Below are 13,148 nucleotides of genomic sequence, written 5' to 3'. Positions count from 1 at the left end.
TAAGGGTGGTCAGAGGCGAAGGGTCTCGCCCTCTCCGAGAACCCTGACCTTGCTGCCGATTCCCAGACGATCCGCCTCGGCGCGGAGGCGCCGCACAGGCTCGTCCATCGGCTCGCGACCCAGGCGGAAGGTACCGTAGTGCATGGGAACCATCCAGCGCGCTCCAACCTCCACGAAGCCGCGTACCGCCTCCTCCGGCGAGGTGTGGACGGCCCGATAGCTGTCAGGGAAATAGGCCCCAATGGGAAGGAGAGCAACGGTTGGCGAGAGCCGACGGCCAATCTCGGCGAAACCATTGAAGTATGCCGTATCGCCGGAATGATAGACCGACTCGTGGCCCGAACGAATGACATAGCCGCCGTAGCCGCGATGGGTATCCCTGAACATCCGCGCTCCCCAATGCTGACAGGGTGTCATTGTGACCTGAAGACCCGAGACTTCAATGCTTTGCCACCACTTCAGGGTGTAAACGCGCCGAAACCCCAGCCCGGAGACGAGATCGTCCACTCCCTGGGGCACGACGATCTCGGGCGAACGGCCCCGCGCCCGACGCGCCGCCCGAACGACACGACGCAGAGAGGCAATATTGAGGTGGTCCATATGCGCGTGGGTTACCAGGACAAGGTCGATCGCCGGCATCTGCTCGATCAGAACTCCGGGATGGCGCTGGCGTCGCAGCAGGATAAGCCGGGTAACAAAGACGGGATCCACTAGAACGTTCTGGCAACCGATCTGGAGGAAGAAAGAGGAGTGCCCGATGAAGGTAACGCCCAGTTCGCCCGGCTGTACCAGTTCGGCGGCCCTTGATTCACCCAGGATCGGCTGCTCATTACTTTCGCGCACTACGCGCAACAACTGCCCCATCTTGGTTACGGCAAATGGCCTTCGCCGCCACAATCTGCCAATCGGATCTTGCCTCGTGATCACCCTTAGGTAGATGCCCTTCCAAGCCCAGACGATGCGACGTGGGAGGCGCGTTTCGGCATCTATCCTTTTGAATCGGGTTTACTGACTCCGTGGGATAACGGGAAGGAGCGAGTTATCGTGCCTTTAGATTCCATCGTCGATCCTGCTCCCGACTCGGTCCCCCCGCGCATCTGGGACTACGTCTCCCGATCTCCTCTGTACTCGCTCTGGAATCTTAGGGGAGTTCCTCCAAAGACAATCGCAAAACGGACGTGGCGTGCGCTGATTGCCGATAACCTCCTGGGACGCGCGGCGGAGCTCGGCTTCTACTTCCTGTTTGCCCTGTTCCCAACCCTCTTCAGCGCCAGCTCCATCCTCGGCCTCGCAGCCCGCTCCGCTTCCTCCATCTACTACAAACTGCTTGAGTATCTTGCACTCGTAGTTCCCACTTCCGCGCTGGGAATGGTCCTTACCACCTACAACGAGACCACAGCAAGCGCAACCTCCGGGAAGCTTACCTTCGGCCTGATTGCGGCAATCTGGTCCGCTTCGGTCGGAGTCTCGGCAATTCAGGACGCGCTGAACACGGTCTATAACGTCCGCGATCACCGATCGTACTTTAAGGCACGGCTCTCCGCGATCGGGGTCACGATCGCTCTCTCAGGTCTCGCGACCCTGACCCTCGCGGCGATGCTCGGAGGCGATTTCTTCGCCGCAGTCGCGCATGCCCGTATTCCAAACCACTTTGCCGCGGCCTTGTTTGCACTAGTCTCGCGGCTCATCTTCTGGACTGCTGCTGCTGCGCTCCTCATGCTTTGTTTCGCGGTGATCTACTACTGGGCGCCGGGGGTCCAAAAGCGACGCTGGCGCTGGCTTACGCCCGGGGCAACCATTGGCATCCTGGCCTGGCTCCTGGTCTCTCTCGGCTTCCGACTCTACCTGCATTACTTCAACTTCTACTCCATCACGTATGGATCTCTTGGAGCGGTCATCATCCTGCTGATGTGGTTCTACATCACGGGCTTCATGCTGCTTTTAGGAGCAGAGATCAATAGCGAGATCGAGGCCGCGGCCATGGAGCGAAACCTGTCCTCCGCTACCCTCGACGGTCCTTCAGACGCTAATGCGCTGCCGCTGTCTGAGCAGCCATCGTCTTCACCGCCCACGATTCGTACGTCAGCCGGTCCTTCATCGCCTGCCAGTCACGGTCCGGCAGCACCATCAGGTCCTCGCGCTTGATCCCGGGCAAACCCGCTCCCACGGCATCGAGACCACCCTCGCGATCCTCACGCATGTAGCTGGCCGCAATATCGACATCATTTGCTCGCGCCCAGGTGCTGATATGCGTGACCGGAGCAGAAGCGATATCCGCCTCATTCCAGTTGCCAAAATGGATCTGCTTGCCTAGCCACGCCACGCCGTCGCGATTCACCCAGGAGGTACGGTGACTGATTCCCGGATATCGAATCGCCGTGAACATATCCTTATCTGTCCCACGCAGCGCAATCGCCCTCTGTCGAACCGACTCGAACCAGTCCGGGCCGTGATGCGCCATATCCATCACCGTATCCGCATCCCCGTTCATCACCAACATGGGTCCGCGTGCTGCGTTCAACGCGTACAGAACCGCGCCGCGGTCGCCCAGGACGGAAAGCACCTGGTATGGGGGAGACTGGCACGGCAGTGGGTTCGAATCGAAGTACCCGCCCGGCCCGTCGTAGTCTCCTCCGCCGCTCAGGATGACGGCGTGGATGCGTGGATCGATGGCACCCGCGATTCCCGAGATAAAAGAACCCATGGAGTAGCCAACCACTGCGATTCGCTTCGGGTCGACCTCAGGTCGTGAGAGAAGATAGCTCACACCCTGCATCAGATCCACCTGCATCAGGCCCGCCAGTCGCTGCCCCCAGTCAGTCTGGGATACGCCAGTCGGCGGCGGGACAACTTTGTCATGGGACCCGGCGCGCGACTTTCGATCGATATTCCGCTCGCCCTCGCCAATCGGATCGTAGGTGACCACCACAGCTCCGGCGCGGGCGAACATCATGCCGCTCCAGAAGGCGTACCAGCTGAACTTGTCGCCTCCATGGCCGTTGACCACCACAATACCGGGCAGCCTGCCCTTGCTATGCTCCGGCCTGTAGATGACTGCCGGAACCAGCATGTTTGCCGAGGTCTGATAGGTGACTCTCTCCGCCACGACCCCCGCGACCGGCGTAAAGCTGGACCATGTCTTCGCCTCGAGCGTCGGCAATTTGTCCGGAACGTAAAGCTGGTGGCGAATCTCGCTTCGCCACTTCTTTTCGCGTGCAATCTGTTGGGAGTGAGTGAGGGTGCTCGCTGCGGGAAGTTCAGGTACAGGAGCTCCAGCCCCGGCAGTCTCCCTGTTGCTTCCCGGCATCGCCTGGGCCCACACCATTCCTGCTGAAAGACACACGACCGCCACTCCAAACTTCAGCACTCTCACCTCCGGAAAACCATCCGAACTTCTCGACGCTATGAAAAGGCTACAATTTTCAACATACTCCATGAGCCTCTACGCCTCCGTCATCGCGGTCATCGTCCTCACGCTGCTTACCGTTTCGCTGGCTCGTCTGGGCAAAGTGAAGACCAGGGCAGACTATCTGGTAGCTGGGCGCTCGCTGCCAGCCTTCGTACTGATCTTCACGCTGCTCTCATCCTGGATCGGTTCGGGCTCGCTGCTGGGTGGCGCTGAAAACGCATACAAGCACGGCTTCGCGGCGCTGTGGCAGGCAGGCGGCGGATGGGCCGGGCTGTTGCTGATCTACTTCATCGCTCCACGCGCCCGCAAGTTCGCTCAATTCACCATCCCGGATCTGCTGGAGACTCGCTACAACCAGACGGCCCGCGTTTTGGGAGTGATCGCCATCCTGCTGACCTACACGGCGATCACGAGCTACCAGTTCATCGGCGGCGGAGACATCCTGCACCTCATCTTCCCCCAGGTCATCACGCCGATTCTCGGTCGCTATCTAGTGGCCTTCTTCGTCATCCTCTTCACCGCGATCGCGGGCATGTCTTCGGTCGCCTATATGGACCTTTTCATCGGACTGCTTGCGACCGTGACGATGTCTCTTGCCCTGCCGATCCTCATCCATCGCGCCGGCGGATGGTCCGCAGTGCATGCCGCGCTTCCTGACACCCACTTCCAGGTCTTCGGCGACCTCAGCTTCATCCAGTGCCTCGAGCTCTTCCTCCCGACTTGCCTTCTGCTGCTCGGCAATCAATCGATGTACCAGAAGTTCTTTTCCGCGAAGTCCGAAAAGGACGCTCGCCGCGCAGTCGTCGGCTGGATCATTGGCACGGTCATCCTCGAGACCATCATCGTTGCCATTGCTGTCACAGGCTCGGCTCTCTTTCCCACCGGAGAGGTCAGCAAAGCTCCACGGGAGATTCTTGCCTATTGCGGTCTGCACGGCTTTGGGGATGCATCCCCCGCGCTTCGTCTGCTCGGAGCGCTGCTGATGGGAGCCATCTTTGCGAAGATCATCTCCACGGCGAACAACTGGCTCTTCTCTCCAGCTACGAACCTGGTCAACGACATTTATGTACGCTATCTGTACCCTCGAGCTTCCAACAAAAAAATTCTGATTGTCGGCCGGCTCATGGTAGTTCTGCTGGGTATATGGTCGCTGTTTCAGTCGCTCGGCACAGAATCGGTCCTGAAAAGGGCCCTGTACGCCTATACGATCTACTCGGCGGCGCTCACGCCTGTGATCCTGGCGGCTTTCTTCTGGCGACGCGCAACTGCGACAGCGGCCGTGGCAAGCATCGCGATTGGGACCATCGTCACGGTCTCATGGGATTGGGTGGCTCCCCACCTGCCTGCGGCGATTGGCAACCGCGACGCGATCTTCCCCGCCTTGATCGCATCGCTGCTCTGCCTGATTGCCGTCAGCTTCGCGACGCCCCCACCTACATCGCTCCAATTGAAGTCGCTGGGCGAGGCATAGCCACGTTTGTGGGGATTGCATCGATTGCGAGAATGGCCGACAATCGTTCGCACTCTCGTAGTCTTGTTGCTGTATTTCATTAATATTCGATCAGAGTCCGGGGATCCGAGCGTTCTCAAATGACCACTGCGATACCGCGCCCGAAAGAGGGCCGATGAATATCAACCTCCTGCCCGATCTGGCCGCCATGGCCACCCTGCTTTCCATCCTGCACTTTCTGCGCCGCCGTCACCTTCAGGAAGGTGTTGGCCTCTGGATTGTCGGTCTCCTGTTCATCTTTCTGGAGGCCATCGCTCACGCTTTCTACGCTCCCTCCGGGCCATTGCACATCCCCATGCACGTGCTGGCGCTGGACTCCTACCTCGCGGCAGGAATCATCTTTCTCTGGGCGGCTTCGAAGCCCCTCTTTGCGCGGCTCCCCACACTGATCTATCTGGGAGCCAACACCCTGGCGCTGGCCGCAATCGAAACGATCTACGCCTTCGATGTGCGCGATGCCAAGCCGTACTACATCGCTGCGGCTCTGGGACTCGTGATCGGCCTTGCAACTCCATTCTTTCTTGCTCGAACCTTTCAATTGGGCAACGTCGGGCGGTTGATCGTTGTCCAGCTCTTCTTCTGGCTGCCGATCTGGTTCTTTGCCTCAGAACGTATGTTTCGCGATGCGGCTTATTTTCCGCTCTTCCTGCTCTATCTCTTCACTGCTGCGGTGTTCGCAATGAGCCTTCCCCGCAATAGCCTGGGGCGGATCGCCATCGTTGCCGGCTTCCTGGTCTGGGCTTTCGTCTTTCTTGCCCACTCCTGGGTCACGAATCGGCCGCAGTAGATCGACGTTGCCTCCGAGGTATGGAACTGGCAGAAGTTCCTGGTCACCATCGGCATGCTGCTGGTTCTGCTGGAGCGACAGGTCTCCAGCAACGAGTGGGTTGCGCTGCACGATCAGCTCACCGGGTTGCCAAACCGGCGTCTCTTCGAAGACAAAATGGAGGAGGCGATCCAACAGGCTCAGCGCACAGGTTCCCGCGTGGCAATCGTGATGATCGACCTGAATGGATTCAAGGCTGTCAACGATACCCGGGGCCATGACACCGGCGACCGCCTGCTCCAGTACATTGCTCAGAATCTCAGGCGATCCATCCGTTCCACAGACACCCTGGCACGGTTGGGCGGCGACGAATTCATCCTCATCACTTCCAATCTTCCTGGCAATCTGCCCCCGTCTCGAATCGTCGAGATCGCCACCACTCGCGTGGTCGAGACTCTCAAACAACCGTTTGTAGTGGACGATGAGAGCTTTGTCGTCGGCGGCAGTGTCGGCGTCGCCATCTATCCTGACGACACGACCGATGAGATCCTTCTTCGCCGCCTCGCGGACCAGCGGATGTACGAGCAGAAGCGACAGGTCTCCTCGACTGTGCCCGAAAGCGCCTCCGCGACCTAAATCTCGGGGTAAAAGTCGAAAAAGGCGTCCAGGCTCAGACGCAGTTGAGCCTCAATCTGCTCCCGGCTACCTTCCAGGACATGCATCGTCACCTGAGCCTGGTTTCCGTTCTTTAGGTCAACCGGAGCATCGCCTACCCGAACGATCTCGTCGGCTGGTAACAGCCTCATTCCATAAACCAGCGTTAAATTAGCCATGATTCCATTGTAGATGCGCAAAGGACTCCCCTGGACTTGCCGGGGTTTGCATCCTTTTGTCCCGCCGCGCATTTACACTAGGAGAGCTTATGAGCGAAAACACGACGCGCGATACTGTCATCCTTGGCTCCGGATGCTCGGGGCTGACTGCTGCTATTTACACGGCCAGGTCAAACTTCAAGCCACTGGTGCTGGAAGGCCACGAACCCGGAGGACAACTCTCGATTACCACGCTGGTGGAGAACTTTCCCGGCTGGCCTGAGGGGATTCAAGGCCCGGAGCTGATCGAGAATATGAAAAAGCAGGCCGTCCGCTTTGGGGCGGAACTGCGCATGGGGCATCTCAATTCGATCGATCTGACCAAGCGCCCGTTTGCGCTGAACCTCGGCAAGGAAACCATCCATGCCCGCACCCTTATCATCGCCTCGGGAGCCAGCGCTCGCTGGCTGAACCTTCCCAGCGAACAGGCGCTCATCGGCCATGGGGTCAGCTCCTGCGCAACCTGCGACGGCTTCTTCTTCTCCGGCAAGGAGATCGCGGTGATCGGCGGTGGGGACTCGGCCATGGAAGAGGCGCTCTTCCTCACCCGCTTCGCCACCAAGGTGACCCTCATCAATCGCAGCGAGAAATTCCGCGCCTCCAAGATCATGCTTGATCGCGCCGTGGCGCATTCCAAGATCGAGTTCGTGACCAACACCGTGGTCGAAGAGGTGCTTGGCGTCGAAGATAAGGACGTCAAGGGTCTGCGCCTGAAGAACAGGGCCAGCGGCGAAGAGTCGACCCTGCCGGTATCAGCGATGTTCCTCGGCATCGGTCACGAGCCCAATGCGAAGGCTTTCACCGGCATGATGGATCTCGACGAAGACGGCTATATCAAGACCACAAACAATGTCTACACAACCCTGAACGGCGAGATCATCCCCGGCGTCTTCGCCTGCGGAGACATTCAGGATCGCCGCTACCGCCAGGCGATCACCGCCGCGGGCTCAGGCTGCATGGCCGCTCTTGAGGTGGAGAAGTATCTCGAAGAACACGGGCGGTAATCCTCTTACGATTGATTTATCCTCGGGCCAGCCGCTTCCATCGGCTGGCCTTTTCCATGCTCAAGAAGATCACTCTGCTGCGAAACCGAGTGGAGGACTGGACTGTCTATCCGTTCTCGGTGCGGACGATTGCATCGCTGAACGAGATCGATATCACCTCGCGCGTCATCTTCTTCGCCGGAGAGAACGGCACCGGCAAATCCACTCTGCTCGAGGCCATCGCTTCTCATTACGGATTCGGCCCTGAAGGCGGAAATCGGAATATCCATCACGACACCACCGAACACAACCACTCGACCGATACTTTGGTCCGAGCCTTGCGCCTCTCCTTCGACAGACGCACTGGCGCTGGATTCTTCCTTCGCGCAGAGAGCTTCTTCAATACAGCGTCTCATCTCGATGAGCTCGATAAGCAGGGATTAGGGCCTCCCATTCTTTCTTTTTACGGTGGCCGAAGTTTGCATTCGCGTTCTCACGGCGAAACCTTCTTCACTCTCCTCGAGCAAAAGTTCCGCCGCAATGGCCTCTTCCTCCTCGACGAACCCGAGGCCGCTCTGTCGCCACAGCGTCAGCTTGCCTTCCTCGTGCTGATGCACGACACCCTGCAAAAGTACAAGGACGCGCAGTTCATCATCTCCACGCACTCTCCTGTGCTGCTTGGCTATCCCGATGCGCAGATTCTCTCCTTCGATAGCGCACCTCCGCAATGGATCGGGTACGAAGAGACGGCGCCACTCCAAATCGTCCGTTACTTTCTGAACAATCGTGAGGAGTTTCTGAAGGAACTGCTTGGCAGAGAAGAGCAAGAATCCCTTCCTCTCTTCAGAGAAGAAAAGCCTTAGCGATCCGTTCTTTAGAACTTGTGGAACATGAAAAAGGCGCCCGCCACCAGGCAGCAGAAGGCGACGGCATGGTTCCAGTGCAGCTTGTCACCAAAGTAGAACGTCGAGAAGACCCCGAAGACAGCCAGGGTAATGACTTCCTGGATCACCTTCAACTGATCCGGCGTAAACGTCCTTGCACCGATGCGGTTGGCGGGAACCTGCAGGCAGTACTCGAAGAACGCGATAGACCAGCTCACGACGATAACCTTCCACAACGCCACTTCACGATACTTCAGATGGCCGTACCACGCGAAGGTCATAAAGATATTCGAGCCGATCAACAAAAGGATGGTCCACATGCGTTTTATCTATCTCCGGGAAATGGATCGTCAGCAGCAAGTAAGATGCTGTTGAGATGAGTATCGCGGAGAACATCGCACGCCTGAAAGAAGAGATAGCCACAATCTGCCGTCGCGCCGGCCGTAACGAGAGCGACGTCGCCCTGATGGCGGTCAGCAAGGTCCACCCCGCCGAGGCGATTCTTGAAGCCTACGCAGCCGGTCAGCGGCTCTTCGGCGAGAACCGGGTGCAGGAGTTCGAGCAGAAGTCTGCCACCGTCTCAGGGCTGGAGGGAGCCGCCTTTCACCTGATCGGCCCGCTTCAGTCGAACAAGACCAACAAGGCCGCCGAGCTCTTCGACGCCATCGATGCCGTCGACTCGTTCAAGATCGCCCAGCGTCTTGACGCTGCAGCAAGCGCCCTCAACAAGCGCCTCCCGCTGCTGATCGAGGTGAAGCTGAGCCACGAAGAGTCCAAGCACGGAGTGGCCCCTGAAGAGCTACCCGCCCTTCTCGACGCTGTCAATGAGCTGACCTCCGTCGATGCGGTTGGCCTGATGACCGTTCCTCCATGGTCCGAAGAGGCCGAGACCGCCCGTCCCTACTTCCGTGAGCTTCGCCGCCTGCGCGACGAAGCCGTGAAGACGTACCCTAAGCTGACACAGCTCTCCATAGGCATGTCGAACGACTTCCACGTCGCCATCGAAGAGGGCAGCACCTGCGTCCGCGTGGGCACGGCCATCTTCGGCAAGCGTATCTATCCGGCAGCCCCATGAATCTCGCCCAGGACCCAGCCCCGTTCGCTCGCGATGTTCCCAACGGATGCTCCCTGAGCGTACGTGTGCATCCAGGCGCGAAGAAGGATGCGGTGACAGGAACTCACGCGGGTGCCCTCAAGATCGCGCTTCACTCCCCGCCTGTTGATGGACGGGCCAACGAAGCTCTGATTGCCTTCGTCTCCGATCAGATCGGACTCCCTCGATCGCGCGTCTCTCTCGTCTCCGGCGCATCCAGCCGAAGCAAAGTCCTTCGCATTACAGGAAAAAACGCGGCCGAAGTTCAGGCCGCGCTCTCCCCTTCCTTAGATTGCTGATCGCTATTTGATAGCCACCTTCGCGCTGGGCGCGACGGTCATCGCCGCTCCGGTCGCGGCAACGACATGGACATCGGAACCCGTCACCTCGGCATAAGCGATGGTCATGCCTTTTTCAGCCGCAATGTTGACATTCTTCAAGACAACATCTTTCACCGGCGACTCCGGCAGCCCCACGATCACCCCGGCAGTTCCACTTTTGACCGATTTCACATTCTCAATCGTGATGTCGTGAAAGAACGGAGTCAAACGTGTCACGGGAGCCGCAGCTACATCACCCTCAGGAAGTACCTTCGGGTAGTACTCGCTGATCAGGATCGAGGTCCTCACATCCTCCATCGTGATGTCCTTGAAAGAGATGTTGAACACCTGGTTGCCGCGGTCGCGATTGGCCTTGATGCGAATCCCTTGATCGGTTCCCTTGAAGTGAATTCGTTCCGCGTGAATATTGTTCGCTCCACCCGCAATCTCCGATCCGATCGAGAGTCCGTGTCCATGCATGAACTCGCAGTCCGTAATCGTGATGTTCTTGCTCGGCGCATCCGGTCCGGGCGAGTTGATGATGCCGCTCTTGATCGCGATATTGTCATCCCCCACATCGGCGTACACGTGGTCGATCACCATGTTCGACGAGCTGAACGGATCGATCGCATCCGTGTTGGGCGAGTGCTGCGGCGCAAGAATCCGAAGGTTCCGGATGGTCATATCGTCCGTGTAGTACGGCACAATCTGCCAGCTCGGCGAGTTCTGCACCGTCACGCCTTCCATCCGCACGTGCTTGCAGTGATCGAAGACCACCAACCGGGGGCGGAACTTTACCGCTCCCACCACTCCCGCGTTGTGCGTGGCGCGAGCCTCCGCCCACCAGCTCTCACCGTTGCCGTCGATAGTGCCTGCTCCCGTAATCGCGATGTTCTCTGCATTCGTGGCGCTGACTAGCGATTGGGTTCCCTCGGCGCGAAACTCGGTCTTCGCCGGGTAATCGGCGTGATCGGGCGAGCCAAACAGTGTCGTTCCCTTGTCGAGGTCGAGCGTCACATTGCTTTTAAGTTCGATAGGGCCAGACAGGAAGGTCCCGCCGGTAAGTTTGACCGTTCCGCCACCCGCCTTCGAGCAGTCGTCGATCGCTGCCTGGATCGCCTTGGTGTTCTTTGTCGTGCCGTCGGCCTTGGCTCCGTAGGCCTTTGCATCGCAGACCTTCGCGCTTGCGGGGAGTGCCGCAATGACAAGAAGGGCTGCGAGCGATAGAGAGATGCGAGTGTTCATGACTCCTCTTCCCTGCTGCTTCGTGAATTTCTGTTGCTGTTGGCTCAGCGAAATCTTACACGAAATTGGTCCGACCACGCACTTTATCCCTTTTCTGCACCCTTTTTGCCTTCATAACCGGTGTGGTGAGTCCTTTTCTGTAAACTCCCGCCATGAAGACATCCTGTGTTCTGCTCGCTCTCCTGCTGAGCCCGTTTGCTCTTGCGCAGACCTCGTCTGCCCCGCCCACGGTTGCCGAAGCGAAGGCCTTTCTCGATCGTGCCGACGCCGATCTGCTGGCGCTGGCCAACGAGGCCGCCCGGGCCGGCTGGGTGCAGGCGACCTACATCACCGACGACACCGAGGCTCTCGCCGCCAAGGCTAATGAGCGTCTGCTGACGAAGACCAATGAGATCGTGATCGCGGCGCGCCGGTTCAACGGCCTGAAGATGCCGCCCGAGATGGCACGGAAGTTCATGCTGCTGCGCCTGAACGGTTCACCGACTGACCCGAAACTGGTGGCCGAGCTGACACAGGTGAGCACCGCACTCGATGGCATGTACGGCAAGGGCAAGTACTGCCCGCCAGGCAAGAGCGGCGAGGACTGTCTCGGTATCGACCAGATCGATGTGCTGATGGCGAAGTCGCGCGACCCTAAGGAACTGCAGGACCTTTGGGAGGGCTGGCACCGCATCTCGCCACCCATGCGGGAAAGGTATGCGCGGCTGGTGGAGCTCTCTAACCAGGGCGCAAAGGAGTTCGGCTTCAAAGATACCGGCGACCTCTGGCGTTCCAATTACGACATGACGCCTGCCCAATTCTCCGCCGAGCTCGAACGCGTGTGGACGCAGCTGGAGCCACTCTACAAAGAGTTGCACGCCTACGTGCGCTTCAAGCTGATCGACAAGTACGGCACAGCTGCCGAGCGCCCTGACGGCATGATCCCCGCATATCTGCTGGGCAACATGTGGGCGCAGGAGTGGGGCAACATCTACGACGTCGTCGCGCCGACACCGACGGGCAACTACAAGATGTACAACCTCGAGGCCGCACTGAACCAGCAGATCGGCGAAGTCACTCCCCTTGAGGCCGGCAAGAAGATGGCGCGCTACGGAGAAGGCTTCTTCACCTCGCTCGGCTTTGAGCCTCTGCCTGCCACCTTCTGGGAACGCTCTCAGTTCATCAAGCCGCGCGATCGCGATGTCGTCTGCCACGCCAGCGCGTGGGACGTCGACAACGATCAGGACCTTCGCATCAAGATGTGCATCAAGGTCAACGCCGACGACTTCACCACCGTTCACCACGAGGAAGGCCACAATTTCTATCAGCGCGCCTATCGCAAGCAGCCTTTCATCTTCCGCGGTGGCGCGAACGATGGCTTCCACGAGGCGATCGGCGACTCCATCGCCCTTTCGATCACACCGGATTATCTGAAGAAGCTCAAGCTGATCGACGAGGTGCCTCCGGTCGAGGCCGACATCCCGCTGCAGCTTCGCACGGCGCTCGACAAGATTGCCTTCCTTCCCTTCGGCCTACTGATCGACAAGTGGCGCTGGCAGGTCTTCAGCGGCGAGACCAAGCCCGCCGATTACAACAAGGCATGGTGGACGCTGCGAGAGAAGTACCAGGGCATCGCACCGCCGACCGTGCGTGATGAAGCAAACTTCGATCCCGGCGCGAAGTATCACATCCCGGGAAACGTCCCCTACGCTCGCTACTTCCTCGCACGCATCTACCAGTTTCAGTTCTACAAGGCGATGTGCGATGCCTCGGGATACAAGGGTCCGCTGAACCGTTGCAGCTTCTACGGCAGCAAAGAGGCTGGAGCAAAGCTGAACACGATGCTCGAAGCAGGACAATCGAAGCCCTGGCAGGAGACGCTGAAGGCGATGACCGGCGAGGATCACCTGGACGCCGGCCCGATGCTCGAATATTTCGATCCACTGTACAAGTGGCTGAAAGAGCAGAATACCGCCAACAAGGTGAAGACGGGTTGGACTCCCGCTCCCTAGCCGTATCAAGGCGATTTCGGCAGCTTTGTTTTTTGCCCAAAGTTAGCGGTAAATCTTATACATTGGCTCGTGGCT

At 59.0% G+C, this 13,148-nt stretch carries 14 protein-coding genes; 9 read left to right on the top strand and 5 right to left on the bottom strand.

What is annotated here, in order from left to right; translation table 11 throughout:
* Nucleotides 1-9: 9 nt before the first annotated feature.
* Nucleotides 10-864: an MBL fold metallo-hydrolase gene (locus AC5S26_RS06035; protein ID WP_494184611.1), complete on the bottom strand. Its 855-nt coding sequence runs from the start codon at nucleotides 862-864 to the stop codon at nucleotides 10-12.
* A 180-nt stretch (nucleotides 865-1,044) separates the two neighbouring features.
* Between AC5S26_RS06035 and AC5S26_RS06030 the strand changes: the two genes are divergently transcribed.
* Entirely contained in the window at nucleotides 1,045-2,145 is a 1,101-nt protein-coding gene (locus AC5S26_RS06030; RefSeq protein WP_494183946.1) for a YihY/virulence factor BrkB family protein, read from the top strand.
* Here AC5S26_RS06030 and AC5S26_RS06025 read toward each other — a convergent pair.
* Nucleotides 2,027-3,367, bottom strand: a complete 1,341-nt coding sequence (locus tag AC5S26_RS06025; protein WP_494183945.1) for an alpha/beta hydrolase family protein — start codon at nucleotides 3,365-3,367, stop codon at nucleotides 2,027-2,029. The genes AC5S26_RS06030 and AC5S26_RS06025 overlap by 119 nt on opposite strands.
* A gap of 67 nt (nucleotides 3,368-3,434) precedes the next feature.
* On the opposite strand from AC5S26_RS06025, the gene AC5S26_RS06020 reads away from it, so the two are divergent.
* From AC5S26_RS06020 to AC5S26_RS06010, 3 genes are all read left to right on the top strand, one after another.
* Complete coding sequence (locus AC5S26_RS06020; RefSeq protein WP_494183944.1) at nucleotides 3,435-4,880, top strand: sodium:solute symporter family protein; 1,446 nt, start codon at nucleotides 3,435-3,437, stop codon at nucleotides 4,878-4,880.
* Nucleotides 4,881-5,034: 154 nt separating this feature from the next.
* On the top strand, nucleotides 5,035-5,706 hold the full coding sequence (locus AC5S26_RS06015; protein ID WP_494183943.1) for a hypothetical protein: 672 nt from the start codon (nucleotides 5,035-5,037) through the stop codon (nucleotides 5,704-5,706).
* Between the two features lie 54 nt (nucleotides 5,707-5,760).
* Nucleotides 5,761-6,321, top strand: coding sequence for a diguanylate cyclase domain-containing protein (locus AC5S26_RS06010; protein ID WP_494183942.1), 561 nt, complete (start codon nucleotides 5,761-5,763; stop codon nucleotides 6,319-6,321).
* Here AC5S26_RS06010 and AC5S26_RS06005 read toward each other — a convergent pair.
* A complete protein-coding gene (locus tag AC5S26_RS06005; protein ID WP_494183941.1) occupies nucleotides 6,318-6,518 on the bottom strand; it encodes an allantoinase in 201 nt (66 codons plus the stop codon). The two genes, AC5S26_RS06010 and AC5S26_RS06005, sit on opposite strands and share 4 nt — an antisense overlap.
* Before the next feature lie 89 nt (nucleotides 6,519-6,607).
* Between AC5S26_RS06005 and trxB the strand changes: the two genes are divergently transcribed.
* On the top strand, nucleotides 6,608-7,561 hold the full coding sequence (trxB, locus tag AC5S26_RS06000) for a thioredoxin-disulfide reductase (protein ID WP_494183940.1): 954 nt from the start codon (nucleotides 6,608-6,610) through the stop codon (nucleotides 7,559-7,561).
* An 11-nt stretch (nucleotides 7,562-7,572) separates the two neighbouring features.
* The gene (locus AC5S26_RS05995) at nucleotides 7,573-8,403 is read left to right on the top strand and encodes an AAA family ATPase (protein ID WP_494183939.1); all 831 of its coding nucleotides are present in this window, start codon (nucleotides 7,573-7,575) and stop codon (nucleotides 8,401-8,403) included.
* Between the two features lie 11 nt (nucleotides 8,404-8,414).
* Here the strand turns inward: AC5S26_RS05995 and AC5S26_RS05990 are convergent, their stop codons facing one another.
* On the bottom strand, nucleotides 8,415-8,744 hold the full coding sequence (locus AC5S26_RS05990) for a DMT family protein (RefSeq protein ID WP_494183938.1): 330 nt from the start codon (nucleotides 8,742-8,744) through the stop codon (nucleotides 8,415-8,417).
* A 56-nt stretch (nucleotides 8,745-8,800) separates the two neighbouring features.
* On the opposite strand from AC5S26_RS05990, the gene AC5S26_RS05985 reads away from it, so the two are divergent.
* A complete protein-coding gene (locus tag AC5S26_RS05985) occupies nucleotides 8,801-9,499 on the top strand; it encodes a YggS family pyridoxal phosphate-dependent enzyme (RefSeq protein WP_494183937.1) in 699 nt (232 codons plus the stop codon).
* Nucleotides 9,496-9,816 (top strand): DUF167 domain-containing protein, encoded by a 321-nt coding sequence (locus AC5S26_RS05980; RefSeq protein WP_494183936.1) that lies wholly within the window; start codon nucleotides 9,496-9,498, stop codon nucleotides 9,814-9,816. Before AC5S26_RS05985 ends, AC5S26_RS05980 begins: the two co-directional genes overlap by 4 nt.
* A 3-nt stretch (nucleotides 9,817-9,819) precedes the next feature.
* On the opposite strand, the gene AC5S26_RS05975 is transcribed toward AC5S26_RS05980, so the two are convergent.
* Nucleotides 9,820-11,082 (bottom strand): glycoside hydrolase family 28 protein, encoded by a 1,263-nt coding sequence (locus AC5S26_RS05975; protein WP_494183935.1) that lies wholly within the window; start codon nucleotides 11,080-11,082, stop codon nucleotides 9,820-9,822.
* 152 nt (nucleotides 11,083-11,234) lie between these two features.
* On the opposite strand from AC5S26_RS05975, the gene AC5S26_RS05970 reads away from it, so the two are divergent.
* Nucleotides 11,235-13,073, top strand: a complete 1,839-nt coding sequence (locus tag AC5S26_RS05970; RefSeq protein ID WP_494183934.1) for a M2 family metallopeptidase — start codon at nucleotides 11,235-11,237, stop codon at nucleotides 13,071-13,073.
* Nucleotides 13,074-13,148 lie beyond the last annotated feature (75 nt).

This window comes from Edaphobacter sp. FHG110511_03 (genome assembly GCF_059115365.1).
The sequence above is the reverse complement of the archived record's forward strand: the minus strand, read 5'-3'. Positions and strand labels throughout refer to the sequence as shown.

Bases quoted from the DNA above. Each gene is read 5' to 3' on its own strand.
- AC5S26_RS06010 (WP_494183942.1), top strand. From the start codon at position 5,761: ATGCTGCTGGTTCTGCTGGAGCGACAGGTCTCCAGCAACGAGTGGGTT.
- AC5S26_RS05990 (WP_494183938.1), bottom strand. From the start codon at position 8,744: ATGTGGACCATCCTTTTGTTGATCGGCTCGAATATCTTTATGACCTTC.
- AC5S26_RS06035 (WP_494184611.1), bottom strand. From the start codon at position 864: ATGGGGCAGTTGTTGCGCGTAGTGCGCGAAAGTAATGAGCAGCCGATC.
- AC5S26_RS05970 (WP_494183934.1), top strand. From the start codon at position 11,235: ATGAAGACATCCTGTGTTCTGCTCGCTCTCCTGCTGAGCCCGTTTGCT.
- trxB (WP_494183940.1), top strand. From the start codon at position 6,608: ATGAGCGAAAACACGACGCGCGATACTGTCATCCTTGGCTCCGGATGC.
- AC5S26_RS06015 (WP_494183943.1), top strand. From the start codon at position 5,035: ATGAATATCAACCTCCTGCCCGATCTGGCCGCCATGGCCACCCTGCTT.
- AC5S26_RS05985 (WP_494183937.1), top strand. From the start codon at position 8,801: ATGAGTATCGCGGAGAACATCGCACGCCTGAAAGAAGAGATAGCCACA.
- AC5S26_RS06005 (WP_494183941.1), bottom strand. From the start codon at position 6,518: ATGGCTAATTTAACGCTGGTTTATGGAATGAGGCTGTTACCAGCCGAC.
- AC5S26_RS06020 (WP_494183944.1), top strand. From the start codon at position 3,435: ATGAGCCTCTACGCCTCCGTCATCGCGGTCATCGTCCTCACGCTGCTT.
- AC5S26_RS05980 (WP_494183936.1), top strand. From the start codon at position 9,496: ATGAATCTCGCCCAGGACCCAGCCCCGTTCGCTCGCGATGTTCCCAAC.
- AC5S26_RS05975 (WP_494183935.1), bottom strand. From the start codon at position 11,082: ATGAACACTCGCATCTCTCTATCGCTCGCAGCCCTTCTTGTCATTGCG.